17 protein-coding genes are annotated in these 26,690 nt (G+C 37.8%); 14 read left to right on the top strand and 3 right to left on the bottom strand.

Going from position 1 to position 26,690, the window contains the following annotated elements; translation table 11 throughout:
* Positions 1-482 precede the first annotated feature (482 nt).
* From M3197_RS14765 to M3197_RS14745, 5 genes are all read left to right on the top strand, one after another.
* A complete protein-coding gene (locus M3197_RS14765; RefSeq protein ID WP_251662342.1) occupies positions 483-2,075 on the top strand; it encodes a type I restriction-modification system subunit M in 1,593 nt (530 codons plus the stop codon).
* Complete coding sequence (locus M3197_RS14760) at positions 2,065-3,276, top strand: restriction endonuclease subunit S (protein WP_251662341.1); 1,212 nt, start codon at positions 2,065-2,067, stop codon at positions 3,274-3,276. The genes M3197_RS14765 and M3197_RS14760 overlap by 11 nt, the downstream gene beginning before the upstream one ends.
* 23 nt (positions 3,277-3,299) lie before the next feature.
* The gene (locus tag M3197_RS14755; RefSeq protein WP_251662340.1) at positions 3,300-6,458 is read left to right on the top strand and encodes a type I restriction endonuclease subunit R; all 3,159 of its coding nucleotides are present in this window, start codon (positions 3,300-3,302) and stop codon (positions 6,456-6,458) included.
* 546 nt (positions 6,459-7,004) lie between these two features.
* Entirely contained in the window at positions 7,005-8,648 is a 1,644-nt protein-coding gene (locus M3197_RS14750; protein WP_251662339.1) for a hypothetical protein, read from the top strand.
* Positions 8,649-9,071: 423 nt separating this feature from the next.
* A complete protein-coding gene (locus tag M3197_RS14745) occupies positions 9,072-10,790 on the top strand; it encodes an ATP-dependent nuclease (RefSeq protein WP_251662338.1) in 1,719 nt (572 codons plus the stop codon).
* A gap of 668 nt (positions 10,791-11,458) precedes the next feature.
* Here the strand turns inward: M3197_RS14745 and M3197_RS14740 are convergent.
* Entirely contained in the window at positions 11,459-12,142 is a 684-nt protein-coding gene (locus M3197_RS14740) for a hypothetical protein (protein WP_251662337.1), read from the bottom strand.
* A 557-nt stretch (positions 12,143-12,699) separates the two neighbouring features.
* On the opposite strand from M3197_RS14740, the gene ltaS reads away from it, so the two are divergent.
* Together ltaS and M3197_RS14730 are read left to right on the top strand one after the other, a co-directional pair.
* The gene (gene ltaS, locus M3197_RS14735) at positions 12,700-14,652 is read left to right on the top strand and encodes a lipoteichoic acid synthase (protein ID WP_285851404.1); all 1,953 of its coding nucleotides are present in this window, start codon (positions 12,700-12,702) and stop codon (positions 14,650-14,652) included.
* Positions 14,653-14,859: 207 nt separating this feature from the next.
* Positions 14,860-15,027 carry a hypothetical protein gene (locus tag M3197_RS14730; protein WP_251662336.1) on the top strand — a complete coding sequence of 56 codons (168 nt, stop codon included), beginning with the start codon at positions 14,860-14,862 and terminating at the stop codon, positions 15,025-15,027.
* 150 nt (positions 15,028-15,177) lie between these two features.
* Here M3197_RS14730 and M3197_RS14725 read toward each other — a convergent pair whose 3' ends face one another.
* Together M3197_RS14725 and M3197_RS14720 are read right to left on the bottom strand one after the other, a co-directional pair.
* Entirely contained in the window at positions 15,178-15,951 is a 774-nt protein-coding gene (locus M3197_RS14725) for an SDR family NAD(P)-dependent oxidoreductase (RefSeq protein WP_251662335.1), read from the bottom strand.
* 391 nt (positions 15,952-16,342) lie between these two features.
* Positions 16,343-18,460, bottom strand: coding sequence for a carbohydrate-binding domain-containing protein (locus M3197_RS14720; protein ID WP_251662334.1), 2,118 nt, complete (start codon positions 18,458-18,460; stop codon positions 16,343-16,345).
* A gap of 197 nt (positions 18,461-18,657) precedes the next feature.
* On the opposite strand from M3197_RS14720, the gene M3197_RS14715 reads away from it, so the two are divergent.
* The 7 genes from M3197_RS14715 (at position 18,658) to M3197_RS14680 (ending at position 26,656) form a co-directional block, all read left to right on the top strand.
* Entirely contained in the window at positions 18,658-19,344 is a 687-nt protein-coding gene (locus M3197_RS14715) for a response regulator transcription factor (protein WP_251662333.1), read from the top strand.
* The gene (locus tag M3197_RS14710; RefSeq protein WP_251662446.1) at positions 19,337-20,629 is read left to right on the top strand and encodes a sensor histidine kinase; all 1,293 of its coding nucleotides are present in this window, start codon (positions 19,337-19,339) and stop codon (positions 20,627-20,629) included. Before M3197_RS14715 ends, M3197_RS14710 begins: the two co-directional genes overlap by 8 nt.
* 990 nt (positions 20,630-21,619) lie before the next feature.
* Positions 21,620-22,429, top strand: a complete 810-nt coding sequence (locus tag M3197_RS14700) for a polyphosphate polymerase domain-containing protein (protein WP_251662332.1) — start codon at positions 21,620-21,622, stop codon at positions 22,427-22,429.
* The gene (locus M3197_RS14695) at positions 22,398-23,084 is read left to right on the top strand and encodes a DUF4956 domain-containing protein (protein WP_251662331.1); all 687 of its coding nucleotides are present in this window, start codon (positions 22,398-22,400) and stop codon (positions 23,082-23,084) included. The genes M3197_RS14700 and M3197_RS14695 overlap by 32 nt, the downstream gene beginning before the upstream one ends.
* 565 nt (positions 23,085-23,649) lie before the next feature.
* On the top strand, positions 23,650-23,859 hold the full coding sequence (locus M3197_RS14690; protein ID WP_251662330.1) for a DUF4177 domain-containing protein: 210 nt from the start codon (positions 23,650-23,652) through the stop codon (positions 23,857-23,859).
* Positions 23,856-24,362, top strand: coding sequence for a DUF2165 family protein (locus tag M3197_RS14685; RefSeq protein ID WP_251662329.1), 507 nt, complete (start codon positions 23,856-23,858; stop codon positions 24,360-24,362). The genes M3197_RS14690 and M3197_RS14685 overlap by 4 nt, the downstream gene beginning before the upstream one ends.
* 209 nt (positions 24,363-24,571) lie before the next feature.
* On the top strand, positions 24,572-26,656 hold the full coding sequence (locus M3197_RS14680; protein ID WP_251662328.1) for a methyl-accepting chemotaxis protein: 2,085 nt from the start codon (positions 24,572-24,574) through the stop codon (positions 26,654-26,656).
* Positions 26,657-26,690: the final 34 nt, after the last annotated feature.

The raw sequence follows: 26,690 nt of genomic DNA, 5'->3' as shown, positions 1-26,690 counted from the left end.
CAAACACCATCCCTTGTGGATGGTGTTTTTTTGGTTTGGGCGGAGTTTATAACCTGGTAGGGATGTTTGGCTACAGGCAAGCAGGCGACCGCTCATAAAACAAGAAATGTGATCATAACGGTGTGTTGCACAGGCACCCTTCGCTAAGGGAACTTATGGCACTACACCATTAGGGAGAGTGGGTACTGTATCGTGTAGTACCGACTTACGATGAATGAAAGTAGAAAAGACTAAAGGGCCATTACGAAAGTTGAGGGAGTAGCTGCTTTTTTATTTTCTGTCAGTAATTAGCACGTCGGTTAATGATTTTGTGCAGGGGGAGAATAGGAATAACAATTCGCTGACACTCCGAACATGCAGGCGGTGAGGACCTAGTGAAGTAATTTGCAAGATGGTATACTAACAGGGAGTGGGCTAACCGTAAAAAGTGCTGTTGGATTACAGCTACCAGCCCGATAAACGAAAAAGGTGAGGTACACTACATGGCTGAATTAAATTCAAAATTATTTAGTGCCGCAGACAACTTGCGAAGCAAAATGGACGCATCAGAATACAAAAACTACTTATTAGGATTGATCTTTTACAAGTATTTATCCGATAAGTTACTAGGGAAAGTAGTTGAAATAGCGGATGAATCGCTAGTAGTATACAACACACAAGAAAATCAAACTCAGTTGTACAAGGATCTATTGGCAGATGAAGAGATAAAAGAGGACTTGATAGAAACGCTAGTGGACACATTGGGCTATGATATCGAACCGGCGTATTTGTTCAATGTCCTAACCGCCCAAGCAAAACAAAACACTTTTCAGTTGAATGACTTGAATAAAGCCTTTATCAATTTGTCTACAAAATATGACCAATTCAATGGATTGTTTGATGATGTGGACTTGCAATCAAAAAAACTAGGATCAGATGATCAACAACGAAACATTACCATTACAGAAGTGTTGAAGAAATTAAATGATGTGGATGTACTGGGACATAATGGTGATGTCATTGGGGATGCTTACGAGTTCTTGATTAGCCAATTTGCTTCGGAAGCGGGCAAGAAGGCTGGAGAATTCTATACACCCCATGAAGTATCTGACATGATGGCCCGTATTGCGGCAATTGGTCAAGAAGACAAAAAACTGTTCAGCGTATTTGACCCGACGATGGGATCAGGTTCATTAATGTTAAATATTCGAAACTACATTAACCACCCAGAGAGTGTAAAGTATCACGGGCAGGAACTAAATACAACGACTTATAACCTAGCGAAGATGAACTTAATCTTGCATGGTGTGGATAAAGAAGATATGCGCTTACGCAATGGCGATACGTTAAACAAAGATTGGCCAACAGATGAGCCGTATACGTTTGATTCGGTTCTTATGAATCCCCCGTACTCTGCGAAATGGTCGTCTGATGACACATTTTTAGACGATTCCCGTTTCAATCGTTACGGGAAATTAGCGCCAAAATCAAAAGCAGACTTTGCTTTTCTTTTGCATGGATTTTATCATTTGAAAGATTCGGGCACAATGGCAATTGTTTTACCACATGGCGTGCTGTTCCGCGGGGCGGCAGAAGGTGTGATTCGTAAGAAATTATTAGAGGATGGCAGTATTGACACTGTAATAGGTATGCCAGCCAACTTATTCTTTGGAACTTCCATACCAACAACCGTCATCATCCTAAAGAAAAGTCGCAGTACACGCGATGTGTTATTTATCGATGCGAGCGGCGAGTTTACGAAAGAAAAGAACCAAAATAAACTTTCCAAAGAACACCTTCATAAAATTGTTGAAACGTATACGAAGCGAGAAAATGTAGAGAAATACGCACACGTCGCTACATTTGAGGAAATCAAAGAAAATGACTTTAACCTAAATATCCCAAGATACGTAGATACATTTGAAGGGGAAGTACCCGTTGACATGGCAGCCATTGGAGCCACTATTCAAGACATCCGAAAAGAAAAAGCAGAACTAGAATCTAACCTATATGATATGATTTCTTCCCTACAATTTGATAAAGAAAATGCCGATTGGATCAATGGTGCATTAGAGGTGTTCAATAATGGGAAATAAACAGATGCCGGACATTCGATTCCCGGGATTTACGGATTCTTGGGAACAGCGTAAGTTGGGGGGGATTGCTGAAATAAAGGACAGTGCACGGATTCCAAATACAAAATGGCAAAGTGAAGGTGTACCTTATCTTCGTTCAAGTGACTTATCCTCTGGTCATGTTAACGGCGAACTATTCCTTTGTATTGAGGATTATGAAAGGTATGCGAGTAAAACGGGTGCACCCGAAGAAGGTGATTTACTATTTGCAAGTGGTGGAGATATTGGCTTGGCGATTTATAAGGATAATGATTCACCTGTTTACGTACAAGGTGGGAGTATTCTATATGTCAAAACTTCAAAGTCAGAGAACTTAAGTGGTTTGTTTTTACAATATGCTTTTGAATCACCGAAAGTAAAATCATATATCAAAGGTGCTTCAACAGGTACAAGTTTAAAACATCTCGTACTTAAGCCGGCTAATGCCTTACCTATCTCATTTCCAACCTTGTCTGAGCAGAGGGAAATCGGCACCTTCTTTAAACAACTAGACGAAACCATCACCCTTCATCAGCGTAAGTTGGAACTACTGAAGGATACGAAAAAGAGCCTACTTCAAAAAATGTTTCCGAAAGATGGAGCGAATGTTCCTGAAATTCGATTCCCTGGATTTACGGATGCTTGGGAACAGGGGAAGTTGGGCAGTTCGGTGATGTTTATAAATGGTCGTGCATATAAACAAAAAGAATTGTTGGATAAAGGGAAATATAGAGTATTGCGGGTAGGCAATTTCAATACTAATGATAGCTGGTATTATTCGGATCTTGAGTTAGAAGACAATAAATATGCAAATACAGGTGACTTACTCTATTTGTGGGCTACTAGCTTTGGACCAGCAATCTGGAATCAAGAGCGTGTAATCTATCATTACCATATATGGAAGTTGAAAATTCAAGATGAAAATATAGATAAACAGTACCTGTATACTTGGTTAGTAACTGATAAAGAACGAATCAAGCAAACAACTAATGGGACTACTATGGTTCATGTTACCAAAGGTTCAATAGAAGAAAGAGGATTTCAGTTCCCTGTAGATGTAGTAGAACAACGAAAAATAGGTGAGTTTTTCAAACAACTCGACCACCTCATCACCCTTCATCAGCGTGAATTAGATGCTTTGAAAGAAACGAAAAAAGCTTTCTTACAAAAGATGTTTGTTTAAGCAAATGGAAGGGGGGGAGAACTATGACGAAGATACCGCATAATGATGAAGCTGAGGTGGAACGCCGCCTCATTGAGGTGCTAGGGGAAGGGCATAATCAGTGGAACTATCGCCCGGATTTAAAATCAGAAGAAGACTTATGGAAGAACCTACTCCAAAAGATTACGCAAAATAACCTATCGGAAATTGGGGAACACCCCATTTCTGATAAAGAATTTGACACCATTAAAACGGAGTTACTGTTAAAAACAAAGACACCCTTTGAGGCAGCTAGATGGCTGAAAGGGGAGAATGGAATCTCTCGAATAACGATTGAACGTGAAGAAGTTTCGCTAGGTTCAATGTCGTTAGTGCTGTATTCCAATCAAGACATTGGTGGCGGCATTTCTACATACGAAGTCGTTCATCAGATTGCGAAGAAAAAGACGAACGTGGATGACCGTGATCGTCGATTTGATGTGACGCTCCTAATCAATGGGTTGCCAATTGTTCAAATTGAGTTGAAACAGGTTGGTGCCAAAGACGGTGTATTCCAAGCCTACAATCAAATCAAGAAATACGCTGAAGAAGGGATGTTCAGAAACAATATCTTTTCTACCCTTCAGTTATTTGTCATTTCCAACGAACAAACGACTCGCTACTTCGCTAATGCGATACCAAAAGACATGCATAAGAAATTTGTCTTTAGCTGGCGGACTACAGATAATCGTAGGGTAGAAAACCTTTATGAGTTTGTGAAACAAGTCTTAAATATACCGGATGCACACCGCTTGATTGCCAATTATACGATTGTGAGTGAAGACCAAGACAACAAAGTCTTAATGGTCTTACATCCTTATCAAATTCATGCGATTGAAGCCTTGTTTACATCTGCCATGAAGCATGAATCGGGCTATGTTTGGCATGCGACGGGGTCAGGAAAAACGTTGACCAGTTTTGTGTCTACGAAGTTATTAGCCCGCAAACCTGGTGTGGATCGTACTATTATGCTCATTGACCGAAAAGACTTGGACAATCAAACGACTTCTGAATTCACCAAATTTGCGTCCGAGTTTAATACAGGTATTTCTTCTGGAAATGCCAAGTCGAATAGCTTAATTGTCGGAACTGGAAGTGCGAAAGAGTTAAGTAATACCCTACTATCTGATACCAATTCCAATACCGTCATTATTACTACCCGTCAAAAGTTAGATGCTGCCTTACGCTTTGCGGAAAGACAAGAAGAACAAAAAGGCACCCAGCGGTTTAAGAAGCTACTGGGACAACATATTGTCTTTGTTGTGGATGAATGTCATCGGGCGTTAAGTGCAGAAGGAATGAAGGCAATCAAAGACTTTTTCCCGAATTCCACATGGTTTGGATTCACGGGCACACCGATATTTGAAGAAAACAAGAAACAGGCGAAAGGTCAATTGGCTCGTACCACACATGACCTATATGGGGAAGGCTTGCACACCTATACGATTAAAAATGCTTTAGAAGACGGGTCTGTTTTAGGGTTTCAAGTAGAACACGAAGATACGATTGAATCCACATCGTTAACGAATTCTATTTTCAAACAACTACGTCAACAGGAGAAGTACGCCAGCCTTACGGACGATGAAATCAATCATGTCATCGACCAAATGGATGAAATGGAAAAGGAAGCATACCTTGATACGGATACCTTCGAAAAGGATGAACATATCCAAAAGGTTATTCATAAGATTTTCCGCCCAGATAATGCCTACATCAAATTCGATTTTCAAAATGGTCGCCCGCAAAAGTCCGCCATTTTAACAACAAGTTCCATTGATATGGCGAAGCGTTACTATCAGGCCATCAAGGAAATGACGAAAGATCCTGAGTGGTTGATCAATGAATTTGCAGGACATCCAATTCGAACGGGGCGGACGATTGAAGATCCAGATTTCCCACGGATTGCGATTACTTATTCGATGCAAGAAAACGAAGAGGATTCCAAACAAATTCAAGATGAAATGAAAGCGGTTATACAGGATTACAATGCTTATTATCACACGGCTTGGTCGATTGAAGATATTGATCGATATAATGGCGATATCAACAATCGTTTAGCCCGTAAGAAAGCAGAGTTCAAAGAGTTCGGGAAACACATTGACTTAGTTATTGTTGTAGACCGCCTATTGACTGGATTCGATGCACCAACCATCCAAACGTTATTTGTGGATCGCAATTTGAGCTATGCAAATTTGATACAAGCCTTTTCCCGCACCAATCGTACGTACCCGGGCAAATCAAAAGGGTTGATTGTGACATTTAGGAAACCCTCGACGATGGAAAAACATGTAGAGGATGCTACGAAATTATATTCACAGGAACAAGAGGAATCTAAACTAGTGTATGCGCCTTATGTTGATTCGAAAAAACGCTTTAAAAAGGCTCACAAGGCGCTAACAACAGTCGTTCCAAATCCAAATGATATCAATGAGCATTCACCCCTTGAAACCCGAATTGAATTTGTGAAAGCCTTTCAGGAGTTAAACAATGCCTATGAGGCTTTAGTTACGTATGATGATTACAACGATGATATGGAGAAATCAAAAGCACTTCAAGAGCAAGTGAAGACGCTAGAAGAATATATCGGCGTATACAACACCATTAAGGGGTCACTAGTAGATGAGGACGGCCAGGATGGAACGGTTCCTGATTTCTCGGACATTGAATTCTATGGGGAAAATGCGATTAAGATCTATGATATCGACGCCACCTATATTGACCGATTATTAGGAACGTACTCAGCCAATAATCAGGACATTCGGGAAGAGATTGAAAAAGCACTTCAAAAACTTAATAAACCAACTGTCGTAAAAAATGTATATGATGCTATTTTAAACGATATTGATGCGGGGAAAGTAGACGCAGATGAGGATATTCTTACTGTAAAGAGACGCTATTTTACGCATGCCTATGACAACACGATTGAAAAGCTATCAAAAACTTGGTTTGTGGAAGAAAGTGAACTACATTTGTCCGCAATTCAATATGCTGCTGGATCAGACTCCATTCCGAATATCAGAGGGATTCTCGATAGCAAGCAATTTGATAAGTACAAAGCCGTCAATCCAGATGCAAAGCCATTGAAGTACGGACCGGAAATGAAGCGTGAGTGGTTAAGTGTATTGAATGATGCTATTGTGCCTTATGGAGATGAGTTAAGGTGAAGTTCGGGTACCTGTGCAGCGAACTTTCATGTTTGTTTAAACATTCATGATTGTTTCGTGCACAGGTACCTTTCAATTAATAGACCTGCAATTGTTTGGATTATAGATCAATATCAATTTAAGCATGATAAAATATCTGGTTTAGTTGAGGATCCCAACTCGTATGATGATGAAAAGTATATCTTCTGTTTGTTATTAAAAGTGATAAGCATGTCTATTCAGACTGTAGAATTGATCGAAAGTTTACCTGCTATGGACATTGTAGACTAAAATAATAATATCACTGAATCCAATTATTTAAGAAAGTTTACAGACCCCAAATGCGTTTTGACAACCCTTCTAAAAATGACAAAGTAATCAATAAATAGATATAATTCCGAATAGTATATAGCAATTAAATTAATTAAGTCATAAAAGCTACCAAGTTCTTTACAAGAATTGATTTGTTTCAGAACTTGGTATCTGTCATTGGGAGGTAAAACATAATAATGTGTCTCTTGGTTAAATTTAGACAATCTATTGAGAAGAGTAGGTGGGAAATCAGTTATGGATGAATATGAAATTAGATTAGCCACAAAAGACTTTGTTGTAAATTCCGTAAACGAATATATTGAAGTATATATTTCCACGTACAAAGATAATATTGGTTTTTTATTATATTATCCATTATTTGCAATTGAATACAGGTTTAAAGAAGAAACTCCAAACTTTGAAAGGGCAGAAAATGATAGACATGCGTTGAGTTGGTTTTTAGGAGAATTAATAAAAAATAAAGGGATAAATTTTGAATTGAATTTTATTTTTAGCAGCGATGATTTTGAGTTTTTTGTCTGTAATATCTTGTCAAAAATAAAAAAATTATATTTTGATTTCCTACTTTGTGAACAGATTATGGATATGAATTCAATTGCTAAAAGTCAAATTGAAAAATTAGAAGATGAAAAGTATAAATTCACATTAGCTTTAGTAGAGGGAGGATTCAGAAAGGAGTATTTATATTTTAATGGATTAGCTAATAATGAGAGGTTTAAACAGGAGAACTTCATTAAATCCCAAGCGGCGAATAGAATTGTTACGAAGTATAAAGTTCATAATAAACAGTCTTATATGAGAATTAAGAGATTGTTAATCGATATTGACAAAGAATTGCTTGAATTATGTTATCGATGTGTGAATATAGATTTTAATAATTTAGGTGGTAATGCAAAAAGCGATATAATTAGAAATGTCGATGAAGTGAAATCACTAACTGCCTTTTTTTACTATTGTAGTCTTGTAATAAACTATTATTATAACATTGGAAAAATTATCGGCAGTACAAATTCTTTAGATTTATTATTTTTTCAAGATAGTGAGTGGATTGTACAAAAAATATCCAAGATTACAGGATTGACAAAAAATAGAGTTGAAAAATATCTTGACTATTTTTCATTTAAAGGAGAAGGAAGTTTACTTGAATTTCCTTTGTTGTTCCATAAGGGAAAGATTTTATTCGTGTCGTCTTCATGGATGTTGAATGACTTTCAATTTAGTATTGTCAATGGACATTATTATAAGAAAAAAGTGTTCAATAATCGCGACAAGACTATCTCTCATAGTGTAGTAAATGATATAACAACCAACTTACTAAAATTCTCTAATATTATATTTGGAAAAGAAGTTTATTATGAATTTGAATATAAAGGGAAAATGATAAATAGTGATATTGATGTCGCAATATATGATGAAAAATCTAATACATTCATAATCATAGAGTGCAAATGGAAAGATAATCATTATATGATTGCTGGAGAAGAAAACTATAGGAAAATCCAACAATCATTGAACGAAATTTATAATGAACAAATTTTAAAACACAAGGCTTTTATTGATGAGGATAAAAGGAATTTAAGCTTTATTTTAGAGTATAAACTTCAAGTTGAAGAAATCGCTGATGATCCAGAGATACTTTATATAGCTGTGGATAAAAGAAGTCAACTTTATATTGATGAAAATATATTGATCTCATCTTACGGACTTCAATGGTTATTTTCGTTGCATTCAGAAGGTGATGTACTTCATTTGGACGAGGTAATTAAACATCTTAGAAAACAAAGGACAACAGCTACCTATTTGAACATTGGTGAAATGAAAGAAATAAAAATTAATGATCAAATTACCATTGTAACGGATGAATTTTATTCTTTCTAAATGAAAAACATGTTTTGAAAAATCATTATGGAAAAGTTGTGCCTGTGCACCACGCAAATTAGACGCTATTTGGAATTGTTCTGGAGTTGTATCGTGCACAGGCAGGCTTTCTTGCTGAATGAGGAGATTGTGCCTTATGGGGAGGAATTGAGGTAGAACGTTTCAACAACCTATATTTTTAACAAGAGCCAACCTGCTTGTCGGGTTGGCTCTTTCTATAATTACGTCTACATATTACTATGCATAAAAAAATTGGTTATTGTGAAAACATATGTTTGATGGTAAGATGTGGATGTCGTCAAGAAACGTCATGAAGTTTTGTCGTAAAGTTAAATAGTAGCAACTTAATTAATTGCACAATACACTTTCTTATATTTAGTTAAAACAACTTGAAAAATGATAGTTATAATCGGAGGAATCGATATGAAGTATATTGGTTTTCAAATTAAAAATTTCCGGGCAATTGAATATATAGAAGTTCAAATTTCAAATTCATTAATACCAATAATAGGTATTAATGAGTCAGGAAAAACTTCAGTATTAAAAGCTATTCTTTCATTCGATAAACTGAAAGATAACTACAATAAAGGTGAACATTTGACTTACAAAAATAAATATACATACAAAAATGTTGAATCTACTATAGTCGCGAGCATATTATTTGAGACTGAAGAAGAAGTTGAAAAGATAGCTAAAAAAATGAAATTAAAAGTCGGCGACGAAGTCTATGATGCTTTGAAAAATATTTATCAAAGTAACATACCAATAAACATTGCTAGGAATTTGGAAAGCAAAAAATATTCAGTTGTTGGTTTTCCAATTGAAAATGAAAAAAATGAGGTATTGGCAAATAAAATTTTTGAGGAACTACCAATTATACTTTACTTTGATGATTTTAGTGATAGAGTCCCAGAAACAATTGAATTTCCTCTTAACTATCTTGAAAAGGGCTTACGGAGTAATAATAGTACGAAAGCCGAATGGAGAAATTTGTTAGAAGAAATATTTCTTAGGTCAACCAATGGTGAAAATGAATTAAAGGATTTTTTAAACATGACAGACGAGGATGACAAAGCTGCTTTACTTAGCGATGTAAGTGATCAGTTAAATATTGATATTATAAATGAGTGGAAAAATTTAAAGAGTAAAGGAAGTACTTCGTTAGCTAATGATGAAGACGATCTAGAATTATTAATTAATTATGTACCACCTACTGAGGATAATGAAAGTTATAGATTTCAATTCAAAGTCATAGATAAAACTTTGCAGGGGAAAAGAAGGCAATTCAATGTTGTAGAAAGAAGTAAAGGATTTCAATGGTATTTTAATTTTATTATAAAACTTAAATTCAATGCTAAATATAAAAATAATCCTGCTAACGCTATATATTTGCTTGATGAACCTGGGTCTTACTTACATTCCTCAGCACAAGAGGAATTATTGAGTGAATTAAAAGAGATATCAATCAAAAATACTTTGCTATATTGCACTCATTCGCAATATCTATTAGATCCCGATAGGATAAATGTATCTACCATAAAGATTGCGGTAAAACAAGAAGGTAAAGTTAATTTAATTTCATTTAATTCATACGGCAAGAACAATAGTCAAGGGGCTCTTAGTCCTTTATTAGATGCATTACATTTAAAAACAGGAATGGGAAATATAGATAAGAAATGTTTACTTATCACAGAGGGAATTACAGATTATTACTTAATTAGTATGTTGATTAAGTACAGAGATGATTTTAATCATGATGAATTATGCATAATACCTGGCTCGGGTGCCCAAAATCTTAAAGAGTTGATTTCCTTAAGCATAGCGAGCGCTGATAAGTATCTTGTGTTATTAGATAATGATGATGCTGGACAATTAGCCTATAGAAAATATATGTCATACTTTGATGGCGAAAACGCTAATATAAAATTTTATAATCCATTGGAGAAACCATTTGAGTTAGAAGACTTCATAATACAAGAAGATGCTGAAAGAATAAAACATATAACACAATCTAGTAACTTAAAAACTTCTATTGTAGGCTTATATTTTCTATCTGATGAACAGCTGAAAAGAAGAACGATTAGAAAGTTAAATAATGAAAAGCTCGCAAATCTAGACGAGTTATTGACAAGTCATTTCTAATATTCTTTGTAAGAAACTTATTCTGTGGCGACCTGTATGACACGCAAATTCTTTCATCGCACATATAATACGGAAATAGATTGCAGTTGACTGACCCAAAAAGAAATCACTGAAAACCATTGGAGCGAAATTGGGTGCCCCTCGGAGACTTTTATTACACCACTATATCCCATTATTCATGTGCTTCCTGTCTCGTTCGTTTTGATTTGGCAGTTTACCATAGGTATCAGTGATTACTGTTCGTCATTCTTGTATGTAAAACTAGGTCATGATCGGGCATCTGCACGATACACAATTAAATAGAATGTTGGGCATTGACAATCAAGGAGATGGTATAATTGAGAATACCTAGACATTACAAAAAAGAGCGCCAAGTTACAGTCCTTGACCTATTGGGTATGATATCTCTATATTCTCTTTGGCGTTGGGTGTTTTAGCTTTAGTTACTAGTTTTGGTACTGTTAATATACCCAAGTCTTTGGCTATTTCTTTTAAAAAGTCGTGCCTGTGCACCAAACAATTCAGAAACTATTCGGAATTGTTCTGGAGTTGTATCGTGCACAGGCAGGCTTTCTCCCTTAAATAAAACGACAAAATGACAAAAGGGATGGAAATCAAATCGATTTCCATCCCTTTTGTCTACAGTCTGAGAAGCTTTTCAGCTTCCTTTAGTAATTATTTAAATCGTCTACATCTATTGGTTTGCCAGCGTTGAATCTATCATTGTAAACCATACCAAGAAAGCGTATGCGTTGTGAACTGTCCATGCTATCAAGTAATTTTATCCACTCTTTGAAAGAATCTTCGGCAGACTGTTTTTCATTGAAATAGCTTTCAATCATTGCATCATCTGTAAAGTGATGTTTACGATTCTCTTTAATTTCTATTGTCATATCGTCAAAAATTAATGTATCGCCTTTGTTTGCATATGCAATATAATTTGGTGATATCTTCATTGCTTTTTTGAATGATGGGTGTATCAGTGATGGGTTTGGTTCATCAAAGCTACATACTAAATATTTTCCGTCAGCGTTTACGTGTATATACATTGTTTCTGCACAATCATCATCATCTTCTTCTGTTTCTTCAGTCGGTACCCCATCCAAAACCCCTTCGACTATTTCAGCATCAACCAGCAATAATCTTTCACGATTTGCACCAACTAGTGTTATCGCCTTTTCTGTTTCTTGGTCAATCGTGAATACAGTACCTTCAAATAAAGTAGCTGAAATGAACTCGAAAACTTCTTCTCGCTGCCATTGATTAAATATCATTAGAGAAGTGGCTTTTTCATCTCCATCTTCTAGTTCGGTATATTGCAATAGTTCAATGTTTAGTTTTTCAAAGTCCATTAAAACACCCTTTCCAAGGCATATGGCTGTAACACAGCAACCAACAAACCTACTTTAATTATATCTATAATCACTCAAATTCCATAGAAATAACTTTTATAGATTGTTAAGTTTTTTGTAGAAATTAAGATTCAAGAACGCTGTGAGTCAAGCTTTTATGTTTGTTTAAACATTCATGTTTGTTTCGTGTACAGGTACCTTTCATTCTTTTCCCACCATCTCCCTAGTTCGTGTCACCGCAACCTTTAAAAGGTATATGACGTCAAATAGTAAACAAAAGGAAAGTGAATCTCTGCCATCCGGCTAGGATCTGCTTTCTTTTGTTTTTGGGAAGAAGTCAGTAACGCAAAATACATTAAAATAACAACAATTTTGACGCTTTTGTCTCGTGTAGGTTTGTGTTTTATAAAATTGACAGCGGTGTAAAAGGGGAGTAAAATTCATGTGCAGCGAGAAAAGTGCTGTTATAAAGTAACATTTTTCTGACTTTTACCCTAAGTATTTAAGTAAATATAAAGCAAGAGTTAAATTCAAATAAATAAAAGGAAGGTGCAAAATTGAAAAATCTAATCAGTAAAAAAGATAATCTTTTGAACAACTTTCTAGGGATCTATCTATTAGCTGTTTTGATGTTATGGATTAAAACATATATCACTCAAACATCGCAATTTCAACTAGGTGTGGAAGGACCTCTTCAACAGTTCCTTCTATTATTAAATCCACTAGGTTCAGCATTACTCTTTCTAGGAATTTCGTTTTTATTTAAAGGAACAAGAAAATATACATCACTACTCATCGTGTACACACTTATGTCGATTCTTTTATATGCCAATGTTGTGTACTACCGATTCTTTAGTGATTTCATTACATTACCCACAATTTTCCAAACGCAGAATTTCGGTGATTTAGGTGGAAGTATTCTTACGCTGCTCAAACCTTATGATATCTTGTTCTTTGTGGATGTATTTATCGTGTTTTACTTGCGATTCTCGAGAAAAATACAAAAACAAACAACTCGTATTGGATATAAAAAACCAGTAGCCATTATTACGGTTGCATTAGCTGTGTCGATCATAAATTTAGGACTTGCTGAAGCTAGCCGTCCGCAACTATTGACTCGCGGCTTTGATAGAAACTATATTGTGAAATATCTAGGCATGTACAACTATTCGATCTATGACTCAGTAGAAACGATGAAAGCATCCTCACAGAGAGCGTTGGCGGATAGCAGTGATACGACAGAAGTGGTTAACTATACGCAATCTAACTATGCCGAGCCAAATCCAAACTACTTTGGTGCGGCAAAAGGGATGAACGTTATCTATTTACATTTAGAATCATTCCAAAACTTTATTATCGACTACAAATTGAATGGGGAAGAAGTAACACCATTTTTAAATGCATTATCAAAAGATCAAAACACCCTGTATTTTGATAATTTCTTCCACCAAACAGGTCAAGGTAAAACTTCTGATGCGGAATTCATGTTGGAGAATTCACTGTTCGGTTTACCGCAAGGGTCTGCTTTTATTACAAAAGCACAAAATACGTACCAATCAGCTCCAGGTATCTTAAAAGATTATGGGTATACATCAGCTGTATTCCACGGTAATAAGGGAAGCTTCTGGAATCGAAATGAAGTTTACAAATCATTTGGATACGATCACTTCTATGATGCAAGTTATTATGACACGAGTTCTCCAGAAGACATGGCAGAATACGGTTTGTTGGATAAACCATTCTACGAACAATCAAAGAGCTATTTGAGTTCGTTGCCGCAACCTTTTTATACGAAATTTATTACAGTCGGAAACCACTTTCCATATACTATGAATCAAGACTTAGTAACAATCGATAAAGCCGAAACTGGAGATTCAAGTGTGGATAACTATTTCCAAACGGCGCGATATACAGATGAAGCAATTGAACAAGCCTTCAATCAGTTAAAAGAACAAGGCTTATATGATAATTCGATGATTGTTCTTTATGGTGACCATTATGGCATTTCGCATAACCATAATAAGGCGATGGCACAAGTCATGGGAGAAGAAATAACACCACAAGAAGGTGCTAATTTACAACGAGTCCCATTGTTCATACATGTCCCGGGAATGAAGGGCGAAGCCAACCATACTTATGGCGGCCAAACAGACCTTCTTCCGACATTGTTACACTTACTAGGAATTGATACGAAGGATTATGTTCAATTTGGTTCAGATTTATTGTCAGATGAGCATAATGAAGTTGTTCCATTTAGAAACGGCGATTTTGTCAGCCCTGAAATCGACTCCATTAATGAAAAGTTTTATGACAATAAAACTGGTTTACCACTGGATGAAAGTCGATTAGAGGATGCGAAGGCGCTTAAAAAAGAAGTGGATCATAAGTTGCAGCTTTCTGATAAAGTCGTGAATGGTGACTTATTAAGATTCTATACACCAAAAGGATTTACTCCAGTCGATCCATCTCAATACAATTACAGCAAAGATGCAGATGAAAAATCTAACTAATCGCTATGAAAAGGCACTATCCCTTGTGGATGGTGCTTTTTTTCTGGAATAAACTTTATTGAGCTATGGGTACTTAAAGTGAACGATACAGCCTTCCTATAAAAAGGAGATGTTTAAACATGTGCGAATTCTTCTCTACTATCGACGAAAACTACCTTCATAAAAACCAGAAAGAAGTACACACTGTTTGAAAGGAGGCGAAATATAGTGCAAACCGATAAAAAGTACACAATCGTTGGTACTGATATTGAGGAAGTGAAGCGGCTGAATGCCAACTCCGGACTCACGTACAATGAACTGAACGCGTTAATTGCCAAGACAAATGGTCAGGGATCGGGCCAGTATAGGGACACAGACTCTGCGCAAGTAGAGTGAAAGGGGACTGTGCAAGAATCTTTCTTGTTTACTGAAACAATTATGATTGATCCTCACACAACAGGTTCCTTTTAATAAGTGCAAAAAAAGAGTGGACCAAGCATAATGCTTGGTCCACTCTTTATATAAAACCGTTTAAATCTGAAGAAATTATTGTTGCATTTTACCTGCAGTAAAGCCGCCATCAACCGCAAGTGTAACACCGCTAATTGAGCTTGCAAGGTCTGAACAAAGGAATACGACAGCGTTTGCTTGGTCTTCTGCTGTTGACATTCTTCCAGCTGGAAGTGATTTGAGTACACCTTCGTATTGTTCTGGTGATGTTTTTGCCCAATATTCAATTGCAGGAGTAATGGTAGCACCTGGAGCAATTGAGTTAATCGTAATGCCTTTTTGACCATATTCCAATGCAACTGATTTAGTTAAACCAGCGATTGCGTGTTTAGAAGCCGTATATGGCGCCATGTTTGGTGAACCTTCAATACCTGCACCTGATGCTGTATTGACAATTGCACCGCCGCCAGTTTTCAACATTGCATTGACTTGGTGCTTGATGGAGTAAAAAGTACCATATAGATTTACTTTTAGTGTAATATCCCAGTCTTTAGAATCCATTTCTCCAATTGGTACAAGACCTTTGTTAATACCAGCATTGTTATGTGCAAAGTCAAGCTTGCCGAATGTTTCAACCGTTTTGTTGACAAGTTCGATTACTTGTTCTTCATCACTTACATCACATTTGAAAAAGGCTGCTTCGCCGCCGTTATCTTTGATGATTTGTACAGTTTCTTGTCCCGCTTCTACGTTTACGTCAGAAATCATTACCTTTGCTCCTGCTTTTGCCAATGCAACTGCAGATGCTCTACCGATTCCTGAACCTGATGCTGTAACTAATCCTGCTTTACCTTCCATAATTCCTGTCATGAAAAACACTCCTTTTTAATAAATCTCCCTATTAGTTTACACCAAAGTTTGCATTTCACAATCAAACAGAACTCACTTATGAAATAAAAAAATCATCTGTATTATTTGATATTTTAGCATTAAATCAAAATATCAAAAGTGTTGCTATGTGCGGCGAGATTCATACACAATTCGGAATTGAAAAGTGCATAGTGCACTGACTGAGAGCAAGCCCTTCGCAACACGTCAGTTCACAGCGGAAAGCAACTTTTTACGTTGAATTCAACTGAAAAGAAAAAAGACAGTAGGCACCCCCAAGATTTCTAGAGGCTACCTACAGTTTAAATGCTATCCTTTGTGCATGGTGTTTTTTTATGCGGAATTGTATTCAGCGCATGATTCAAGCGCATTACTACTTTTTTTGATCATCTTGTGTCTTCGGATCTCTTCTCGGAGGCATCTCAATCCCAAGTTCTTTTAGTTGTTTTTGTGCTTCCTCTTCAGTAATCGTTCCTTCTCTTTGTTGGTCCATAATACTTTTTACTTTTGCACTCGTTTCCTCATCTAAATTGGGAAACATCTCTTCCTTATTTCCGTTTCCATGTGGCTCTCCACCTTCGGGCGCTCCCATACCTCCAGGACCTCCCATTCCACCAGGTCCTGAATTTTTTGCAGTGGTGATCCCAGATTCATCAAGCCATGTAACGGTGTCGGAGATTGTGAACTCCACTACTTTCGTGCCGTCTTGGTAGTCACCATCTTCAAAAAGACCATCACTTTCTTTACTAGATGTTGTCCCTCCTGAGTAAAGCGTATAGGAAGCATCTTTCGTTAGTTTTGGCGAGCTAATAACGACCGATTGATAATCTTTTGCGGGTGCAAATGTCACAATCTCATTTCCTTTGCTATCTTCTAGATGCAGCATGGTTCCTGCAGATTGGGTCTCCGGATAACTCATTAGGATCGTGTTCTGTGTGGAGTTGTCTGAAGTAGCCATTGCCATACCAGAACTACCTGCAGCAATGAGGACTCCGCCACTTATTTCAAAGTTTTCGTCATAATCCAATGCGCCATTGCCATTATTCGTTGGTCCATTAACAAGCACTGTCCCGCCTGTCATGGAGATAGAACCATTTGAATCGAGTCCATCACCGGCAGCATCGACATAGACATAGCCTCCATTTAACGAAAGCAAATGCTCTTTAGCTTCTGTTTGTTCAGTAGACGTGGCTGTCTTATCGTCACCACCGCTAATGTTTATGCCATCATCCACAGCTTTTACGTGGATTTTTCCATCTGAAATTGTAATGGTATCACTTTCTATTCCTTCATTACTCTTCGTGATGTCGATAGTTCCATCTTTAATGAGAATGGATGTATCTGCATGCATTCCATCATCACCAGTAGCCAATTTTAAATCTCCGCCAGCTATGGTGATTGAGTTGTTGCTGTGTATCGCATCGTCTAATGAATCCACTGCAAAGCTACCCCCACCAATTGTGATTTCTTCAGTTGCCTTAAGCCCTTTGCTACTAGGTGTATCTGAGCTAGCTTTCGTTGTACTTGCCTCCATTTCTCCAGGGGCAGGTGGTTTCATTTCAGAGTTCGTTATTTTTTCAGGGCTGCCCCCTCCGGATGAAATCTTAAAGTCTCCGTCTGCAATCAGAAGCGAAGTCTCAGCCTGAATGCCGTCCTCTTTCGCCTGGATATCAAAGCTTCCTCCTTCAATGGCGATAATCCCTTTGGCAGCATCTTTGTCATTCGTGGACTTCATCCCGTCACCACTTGCGGAAATACGGATAGTACCCTCTTTAACAGCGAGGAGATCACGTCCCATTAATCCATCATCAGCTGATTGAATTTGGAGTGTTCCTCCAGTAATTTTCAATTGGTCTTTACTCGTGATTCCATTGTTGTAATTGCCATTTACGACTAGTTTCCCACTCCCGTTAATGGTGAGATCATCTTTGCTGAATAACGCTGCATTCGGTTCATCTTCCTCCGAATTCTCATATACATATGTGGTTCCATCGGATAACTGATTTTCAGTTCCTTCTTCTAATGATATAACGGTTTTTTTCGCTTGTTTCACGTAGATTGCCGAACTGGTGGAAGAATTGATCTCCACACCATTCAAAACGAGTCGAACAATTCCATCGTCTTCTGCATCCACGATGATTTGCCCATCATCCAGCTTTCCTTCTATCGTATAGACTCCTGAGGATCTGATGGTGATGTTACTTTTGTCGATGACAACGTCACCATCCCCTTGAAAGCTGGCATCACTTCCATTCAACTGAATAGCCGTTGCCTTATCCCACTCCTCGTAAAAGTCTTCATCAGAATACGTTACCTTCTTGCTAATCAAACTAGCTAGTTCTTGACTGCCAGCCGTGTTTAAGTTCTCTGTAGTTGCATTAGATTCGTTCGTGGCAGTTGGATTTTCTGAATCATTGCTGCAGGCAAATAATAATGCGGTGCAAATAACAGAGGCTGATATCTTCATGTACTTAGAATTTTGTTTTTTCATCATGAGCTCCTTGTTGCAAATGTAATTTCACCTAGTTTTCAGATGATATTTTGCTGTGAACCCTATTATTCAAGATGAACCTTAAACAAACCTTAAAAAAAGAACTGTGAAACTAAAGTTTGCTTTTATGTCAATTGCTCCTATAATCTAACGTAACCGATTAAAACTTTTGAAAAAAGGTAAGAGGGGAGTCGTATATGAAATTACTAATCGTTGAGGATGACAAATACCTCTCTGAATCAATATGTGAAACAACAAAGGAAATGTTCGAAACGGAGCAGGCTTTCGATGGGGAGGAAGGGTTGTTTCTTGCACAGCAAAATATTTTCGATGTCATTATTTTAGATATTATGCTTCCGTATATGAACGGTTATGAGGTATTAGTGAATTTGAGAAAGCAAAACATTCATACACCGGTCATCATGCTGACAGCCAAAGATGGAATTGACGATAAAATTAAAGGATTTAAAGTTGGGGCAGACGACTATTTAGTGAAACCATTCCATCGAGAAGAACTATTAGTGCGACTGGAAGCAATAGTAAGACGATCAGGGGGATTGTTAAAAGAAAATGTCCTTACTTTTAAGGAGCTCCAATTGAATATAAAGAATAAAACAGCGGAAATTAATGGGGAAGTACTTAAGTTGAACGGAAAACAATTCGGGTTACTCGAGTATTTAGTGAACAATAAAAATATCATACTGACCAAGGAACAGATTTTTGATCGGATATGGGGATTTGAGTCGGATACTTCTACTACGGTTGTAGAAGTGTACGCCAGCAATTTACGGAAAAACCTCAAGAAGTTTGGATATGATCACTATATCAAAACCTTTCGTGGGCTAGGCTATATGTTGGAAGACCAAGGTGAAGATCATGTTTAACAAACAGATTTTCAAGAAACAGCAACTAAAATTTATGCTGTTCAACTTACTCGCTTTTACGGTGATTTTTACGATCTTTAGTATCATCATATTGGGACAAGTTCAAAATACTTTATTTACCAAGACAGACCAGGAACTCTTATTATTTAAAGAAATGATGACAGATACGAATTCAAAGATGTTGCGGCTCCCTCGTAAAGATGGAGACTTAAATCAACCTGATGACGAGAGACAAAAAAATAAGCCGAATCCAAGAGTGATTGTTATCCATTGGGATAGCACTGGAAATATACTCAATAAAAATGAAGTGGGAACTACATTTTATGAAAACTATTTAGAAGACTATAAACTGGATAAAACACACATAGACAAGATTACAACGACGAAGATCAGCGAATTGTATCAATTCAGATATATTCTTTTTGAAGACCCTAATGAGCAAAATGAAATTGCTTATACACAGCTAATGATCAACGTGGATGCTGAACAAACAATCATTTCCAACTTCGAGAAACTAATAATTATCTGCTCGATAATCTTCATTGTCCTCTCGATTTCCGCTAGTTACTTACTATCTAGAAAGATGATGAAACCGATTATGCATTCTTGGAATAAGCAAGCGGAGTTTGTTGAAAATGCTTCACATGAACTCAGGACGCCTTTGACAATCATTCAAAACAAACTGGAGCTTCTCCTTACCGCACCTCAAGACAGAATTTCAGATCGATTTGAAAATATAGCGCAGAGCTTGTCCGAAACAAGGAGATTGTCCAAGCTTACTTCCGATTTGTTAACCTTGGCAAGAGCCGATTCAGCGGAAACACAGATTGTGAAGCAGTCTGTTGACGTAGATACGTTTATCCAAAAAGTATGCACACCTTATAAGGAAATTGCCGAGTCGCAAGAGAAGCATTTTTCTCTAGAGTGTAAGAGTCCTTTGACTATAGAAGCAGACGATACTAGGCTTCATCAACTGGTGGTCATTTTGTTGGACAATGCTTTAAAATATACAGGTGAAGACGATAGCATTCGCGTGAAAACATATGTCGAGGACCAAAAAGTCGTTATTGAAGTCAGTGACACGGGAATTGGGATTAAAGAAGAAAGCATCCCTCACATTTTCGATCGCTTTTACCGAGGAGACAAAGCCCGAACTAGAGAAACTGGAGGGATGGGATTAGGATTGTCTATCGCCCAGTGGATTGCAACCATACACAATGGAACGATTCATGTAATAAGTAACCAACAAAAAGGAACCACCTTTAAAGTCAAACTTCCAAAGTAAGAGATCACATCTACGTGATCTCTTTAGACTGTAGACAAAAGGGATGGGAATCGATTTGATTTCCAACCCTTTTGTCTTTTTGCATCGTTGACACTGGAAATGAAGGGTAACAGGCCGTTGATCTCCGTTTCGGACGGGCGCTTTCCGGGGGCTTGCCCTCAGCCTCCTCGTCGCTTCGCTCCTGTGGGGTCTTCGCGCTGCGCTGATCCCCAGGAGTCGCCGTCCTTCACTTCAATCAACTGAATTTCTTATGAGACATTCACATCATTCAATCAAAGAAGTATATGGAAATGAAAAGAGACCGTTGAACGCGTTTTTGCCGATGCCAAGTAGAAGCATGGTATGCGATAGACAACCCTAAGATGATTTAAGGGATTAAATAAATTACATATAATAGAAAACGAAAAGCTCTATGCATGGTCTCCCGAGTAGTGAATATAAATTTACAACCAATTGATAAATGAAAGGAAAATCAATTGCTACTTCTAATTTACGGACCCGATGGTCTAGCGGAACTAACTGTTAGATTGTAACCATCTTCATCTGTTCCCGTTCTTTGATTTGATTCTTCATCATCATTTCCTTTGCCCCATTTGATTGTTGGGAGATGCTGTTGATTGTAGTGGAGAGCGGCGACTCCGGAGGGATCAGCGAAGCTCGAAGACCCTGGACTGAGCAAAGCGAGGGAGATAAGTGCTGCCTTAATTTCAGCCAAGTTCGCTAAAATACGGCAAATCGAACTCTCCGTCGTTCGATTGGCTGAGAGCAAGCCCCTCGGAAAGCGTCCGCTCACAGCGGAAATCAACTTTTTATAGTCAGTTTTATTGTGAAAAAGACTGTACGCATCTCCATGATTTCTGGAGTTTGTCTAAAGTCAGAAGAGATCACATCTACGTGATCTTTTTTTGTTGCTCAATTGTTTAAGGTTCGTTTAAGGTTGGTCTTTTAGTATGTAACTCATGGAGTGATAGCAAAAAGGAGTAGATACAAATGGCGATTGAAATCTTTAGTCGGAAAGAGCAAAAGTACTTGATCACTCACCGACAATACGAAGAAATTGTACAACGGATTGGACCTGAGATGCGTAACGATAAGTACGGTATCGACGGAAAATATTCAGTCACTAGCCTGTACTTCGATAATGCGGAGAAAGGCATTTATTTTGAAACGAAGAACAAGCTTAAGTACCGACAGAAACTGAGGTTACGTGTATACGATGATGCAAATCTAAATAGCACTGCCTTCTTCGAAGTTAAGCAAAAACATAAGAAAGTCGTCAATAAAAGGCGGATGCTTTTGCCGCTAAGGGAAGCGTATCGGTATTTAGAGGAAGATGGACAATCAGGTTTGGATACCTATGAAACGTCCAATTCACAGGTTATGAAGGAAATAGATTATTTTCGTAAATTCTATCGGTTATGTCCTGAAATGGTCGTCTCCTATAGCCGTCATGCCTTACATGGCATCCATGATTCAGAACTGCGCATCACATTCGATTTTGACTTGCGATGTCGCAAAGAAGATCTACATATCGAAAACGGTCCATACGGAGAACATTTCATTGACCCTGATCTCATTGTGCTAGAAGTGAAAGTAGATCATAGTGTACCGCTTTGGCTCGCACGTATTTTGCAGGAACTGCAATGTGAGCAGCGCAGTGCGTCAAAGTTTTGTACGAGTATGGAACTGCTGAGTGGAAATGCACTACCACGAGCTGGATATTGTGAACCGAAAGAATTGGAAAAACCACATACAGGAGGAATAGAAAATGGATCAGATCACGAATTTGTTTACATCTAATGGGTTGGAAGGGGGCGTGCCAAACATGTGGATGAGTATTGCTGCAATGGCTCTTGCGGCTGTCTTAAGTTTAATAATCACGAAAGTGTACCAAATTACATTTACAGGAGAGCGCTATTCTCAAGCGTTTGTCCACACAATTATTATGATGAGTGTGGTTGTGTCAGTCGTTATGAATGTAGTGAGTGGAAATGCCGGAGTCGCATTTGGTCTGTTCGCCGTCTTCTCCCTAATCCGTTTCAGAAGTGCTGTGACGAATGCGAAGGATATCGCATATATCTTTTTCGGTCTCTGTGTCGGGATGACCGCTGGATTGTTTCAGTTTTCTCTAGCAATTGCCTTGACGTTATTCTCCAGCCTCATTTTCTACATTCTATATAAAGTGGACTATGGTAAAGGAAAAGATACACAAATCCTGAAAGTCACTGTACCTGAAAACTTGAATCACGAAAGCTTGTTTGACGATATCTTGAAAGAGAGAACCGAATCCTACCAACTTCGACAAGTGGAAACAACAAACTTAGGAACGATGATTCTCTATACATTTGCGATTCGAAGCAAAACAGATACAAAAGATCAGGACTTGCTAAACGAAATTCGTGTGCGTAACGCGAATTTGAAAGTATCTCTATCCTACCTTAATATACTAGACTGAACTTGGTTAAATCATGGAAAATTGGTTCGAATCCCACGCTCTCTATACAAGAAAAACACCGCCCACGTGGTGGTTTCAGACTGTAGACAAACTCCAGTAATCACGGGGGTTGCCTACAGTCTTTTTCTTTTACAATAGTATTAGCTAGAAAAAGTTGATTTCCGCTGCGAGCGGACGCTTTCCGAGGGGCTTGCTCTCAGCCAATCGAACGACGGAGAGTTCGATTTGCCGTATTTTAGCGAACTTGGCTGAAATTAAGGCAGCACTTATCTCCCTCGCTTTGCTCAGTCCAGGGTCTTCGAGCTTCGCTGATCCCTCCGGAGTCGCCGCTCTCCGCTACAATCAACGGAATCTCCAAACTATCAAATGAGGTGATGGAATTGATGACGAAGAATCAAGTTAATATGGCTATAAAAATATAAAGAATAATGGACTTTATAATTAATAACAAGCGGATTGTATAAACTTATTACCTAGTTATTCAAAAATAAAGTATTGACTAAAGTAACAGAAAGGAGTAATTTAATTTAGAAGTTATGACCTGGATATAGAGAGGACGATAGTGATGGTTGATTATCATATTGAGAGCATTGAAGTGCATCACGGACGCGAAGGAATTTCACTTGCTAAAGACTATGGACAACTCATCGCTAAGTATGCGAACGAAGGATGGCGATTTGTGCAGTTGGTGAATTTTTCAGGGTTATCTCTGAGTGAGCGACGGATCGACCTCATATTTGAAAGGGAAAAAAGAGAAGGAAGTGGCATTATATGAATACGATTGCATTGAGATTATTGAAGACAGCTACATTACTGCTTGCAGGACTTTTTGGATTTTTTGTATTTGCAGGAAACTTGATGGATTATAATTCAAATTATGAATTTGTCCACCACGTACTTTCTATGGACACAACGTTTGAAGGGAACTCATTGATGTGGCGTGCGTTTGAAAGTACGACCGTACACACAATTGCTTACTGGGGATTAATCATTGCTGAAGGAATTTTTAGTGTGCTTGCTTTCATCGGTGTTTATAAAATGTTGATAAATATTAAGGCACCTGGACGGAAATTCAATCAGTCCAAGGCTTTTGGCTACTATGCATTCATTCTAGGATTTGCAATTTGGTTTTTCGGCTTTGTCGTTATCGGAAGCGAATGGTTTGCTATGTGGCAATCGCAAATCTGGAATGGCAAAGAGACCGCAATGGATATCACTTCTGTGTGGATCGGATTCGCTATTTTACTAGCGCTTAAAGACGAAGATTTAGATGCATGATTAGTTTAACTCAGACACTTACGAAGTTCTAAGTGACGGAGTTAAGACTACCCTTCGATCGAGCAATCTATCGAAGGGTTTTTGTATGAAAAGAACGTACTACAAGCCATGAGAGGACAATTGAATTTTATAAATGATGAATGATTAAACATCTAAAGAAACAAACCGATAATACATTTGAACTAATACAATAAGAGGTGAAAAGTACTATGAAAAAAATGGGAATATTTCAGCGGAATCTAATATTGACTTTGGTAATTTCAATCTCTGTTCTTGTCATTGCAATTGTTTCAATTAACTATATTCGAACACAAGAGAATCTAGAGGTTGAAAAAGAGCAATCAGAAAAGCTGATTGAGGAAAATCTGCTTAGTGTTATTGAAAGTTCAGATGTAGCCTATTCAATAATTGAAGAATCACTTTCAGGCAAAATGGAAGCATTTACAAAGATTCTTCAAGAGGAATACCAGAAGAACCCCAATGTTGAATCTTGGGATCTTGAATCATTCAAGAAGCAATTTGATGGATTTGATATCTTTATGATGAATGACCAATTTGTCGTAGAATATGCAACGAGAGAAGCAGATTTAGGTCTTGACTTAAAAGAGTTTGGGTTAAAAGATCTCTTGCAACAGCGAATGGATGAAGGTGTTTTTGTTGCGGATCGTCTGGAAATCAGCGCTGCTACGAAAGAGACGAATAAGTTCAGTTATACACCTACCCCTGATAAGAAATATATGATCCAAATCGCTGCAACAGCGGACCAGTTTTCGGATTTGATTCAATCGATGGATTTAGAAAAAGTGACGACTGATTTGAAAAAGAAACATGAATATGTGAAAGATATCGGTATCTATACGATCGACATCGATGGAGTACCTTCCTATTCCATGAATAAGAAGAACGATAAGGGAGAGGCTGCGCTTCTTCCTAAGTCTTTGATGGAAACAGGTACAAAAGCCATTGGTGACAATAAAGAAAAAGTAATCAAGAACCTGGATGGCGAATCAGGTCTGTCCCATAAATTGATTCCTCAAATCGATTTGGATGCGAGTGAAGAAAATGCATTTCGACAATCACGTTTACTATCTTTAACCTATGATGATAACTATTACAGCAAAAGATTGCAGGCGAATAACATAACTTCAATTGTGATGGTTATTGTTTCAATAATTGTGTCAGTCATATTATCCATCGTAATTGGACGCCGAGTGTCCAAGCCAGTCCACGAGTTCAGTCTCATTATTGATCAGACAGCAAAATTGAATTTTACGAAAAATGAGCATGTCGACAACTTACTTACACGAAAAGATGACTTTGGAGTCTTAGCTGAACAGTATGAAGAGATGCTTGTATCAGTACGTGGGGCTTTTGAAAAAGTCATTGACTCTTCAGACCAATTACTAGCTATGTCGAGCGAGTTCACTGCCAGTGCGGATGAGACGAAAATAGCCTCTGTTCAAATTTCTGAATCAGTCCAAGAAATGGCTTATGAAACAGAAAACCAAACGCAATCTGTCCAACATGCGGTGTCGGATATAGGAACGATTAATCAGGAAGTAGATCGACTTTCTGAGAAAATTAGTAATGTGAATGAGCTGGTACAGCACACCGTTTCGATTTCAACAAACGGAAATGCACGTGTCGAAGAGACTGAAAAGAATATGGAACAAATCAATAACTATACGAGACAGTCTAAAGAAACTGTCATCGAACTTCACGAAAAGTCTTCTAAGATTGAAAAGTTCTCAGACTTCATTACCTCGATTGCTGACCAGACCAATCTGTTGGCACTGAATGCCGCAATTGAATCTGCACGTGCAGGAGAAGCGGGTAAAGGATTTGCAGTCGTTGCGGATGAAGTTCGTAAACTTGCAGTGGAATCGAGTAGTGCAGCTAACCACATCAGTCAGCTTATCAGTGAAATTAAACAGGATATTTCACAAACTGTCGACAGCATGACAGATGGTTATGAAGCAGTGAAAAACGGAACTGCCTTAGTGAGTGAATCGGGAGAAGCCTTTAGAAGTATCTTACTTGCAGTCCAGTCCGTCTCAGAACAGACAACTGAAGCGACATCGATTTCAGCTGAAGTGGAAAATGTAATGGGGAATTTACTGAAGTCCATTGAGCAGATTTCCTCATTGTACGAAAAGTTGGCTAGCCATTCTGGAGAAATTGCAGCAACAACAGAAGAGCAAACTGCGACAGTTGAAGAAGTCGCTGCCGCTGCTAAGAACCTAGCCGACATAGCAGAAGACTTAAAAGGTGAAATTGGAAAGTTCACTGTATAACTCGTGGATGATCACCAAGTACCCTTAGAAAAAA

The sequence above is a fragment of the Sporosarcina aquimarina genome (assembly GCF_023715615.1).
Lineage (GTDB): Bacteria > Bacillota > Bacilli > Bacillales_A > Planococcaceae > Sporosarcina > Sporosarcina aquimarina_A.
Note: the sequence above shows the minus strand (reverse complement) of the source record. Positions and strands in the feature narration are given on the sequence as shown.

Coding starts and splice junctions, on each gene's coding strand:
- M3197_RS14755 (WP_251662340.1), top strand. CDS start 3,300: ATGACGAAGATACCGCATAATGATGAAGCTGAGGTGGAACGCCGCCTC.
- M3197_RS14700 (WP_251662332.1), top strand. CDS start 21,620: ATGGCGATTGAAATCTTTAGTCGGAAAGAGCAAAAGTACTTGATCACT.
- M3197_RS14715 (WP_251662333.1), top strand. CDS start 18,658: ATGAAATTACTAATCGTTGAGGATGACAAATACCTCTCTGAATCAATA.
- M3197_RS14765 (WP_251662342.1), top strand. CDS start 483: ATGGCTGAATTAAATTCAAAATTATTTAGTGCCGCAGACAACTTGCGA.
- M3197_RS14695 (WP_251662331.1), top strand. CDS start 22,398: ATGGATCAGATCACGAATTTGTTTACATCTAATGGGTTGGAAGGGGGC.
- M3197_RS14740 (WP_251662337.1), bottom strand. CDS start 12,142: ATGGACTTTGAAAAACTAAACATTGAACTATTGCAATATACCGAACTA.
- M3197_RS14750 (WP_251662339.1), top strand. CDS start 7,005: ATGGATGAATATGAAATTAGATTAGCCACAAAAGACTTTGTTGTAAAT.
- M3197_RS14680 (WP_251662328.1), top strand. CDS start 24,572: ATGAAAAAAATGGGAATATTTCAGCGGAATCTAATATTGACTTTGGTA.
- M3197_RS14685 (WP_251662329.1), top strand. CDS start 23,856: ATGAATACGATTGCATTGAGATTATTGAAGACAGCTACATTACTGCTT.
- M3197_RS14710 (WP_251662446.1), top strand. CDS start 19,337: ATGTTTAACAAACAGATTTTCAAGAAACAGCAACTAAAATTTATGCTG.
- M3197_RS14745 (WP_251662338.1), top strand. CDS start 9,072: ATGAAGTATATTGGTTTTCAAATTAAAAATTTCCGGGCAATTGAATAT.
- M3197_RS14725 (WP_251662335.1), bottom strand. CDS start 15,951: ATGACAGGAATTATGGAAGGTAAAGCAGGATTAGTTACAGCATCAGGT.
- M3197_RS14690 (WP_251662330.1), top strand. CDS start 23,650: ATGGTTGATTATCATATTGAGAGCATTGAAGTGCATCACGGACGCGAA.
- M3197_RS14720 (WP_251662334.1), bottom strand. CDS start 18,460: ATGAAAAAACAAAATTCTAAGTACATGAAGATATCAGCCTCTGTTATT.
- M3197_RS14760 (WP_251662341.1), top strand. CDS start 2,065: ATGGGAAATAAACAGATGCCGGACATTCGATTCCCGGGATTTACGGAT.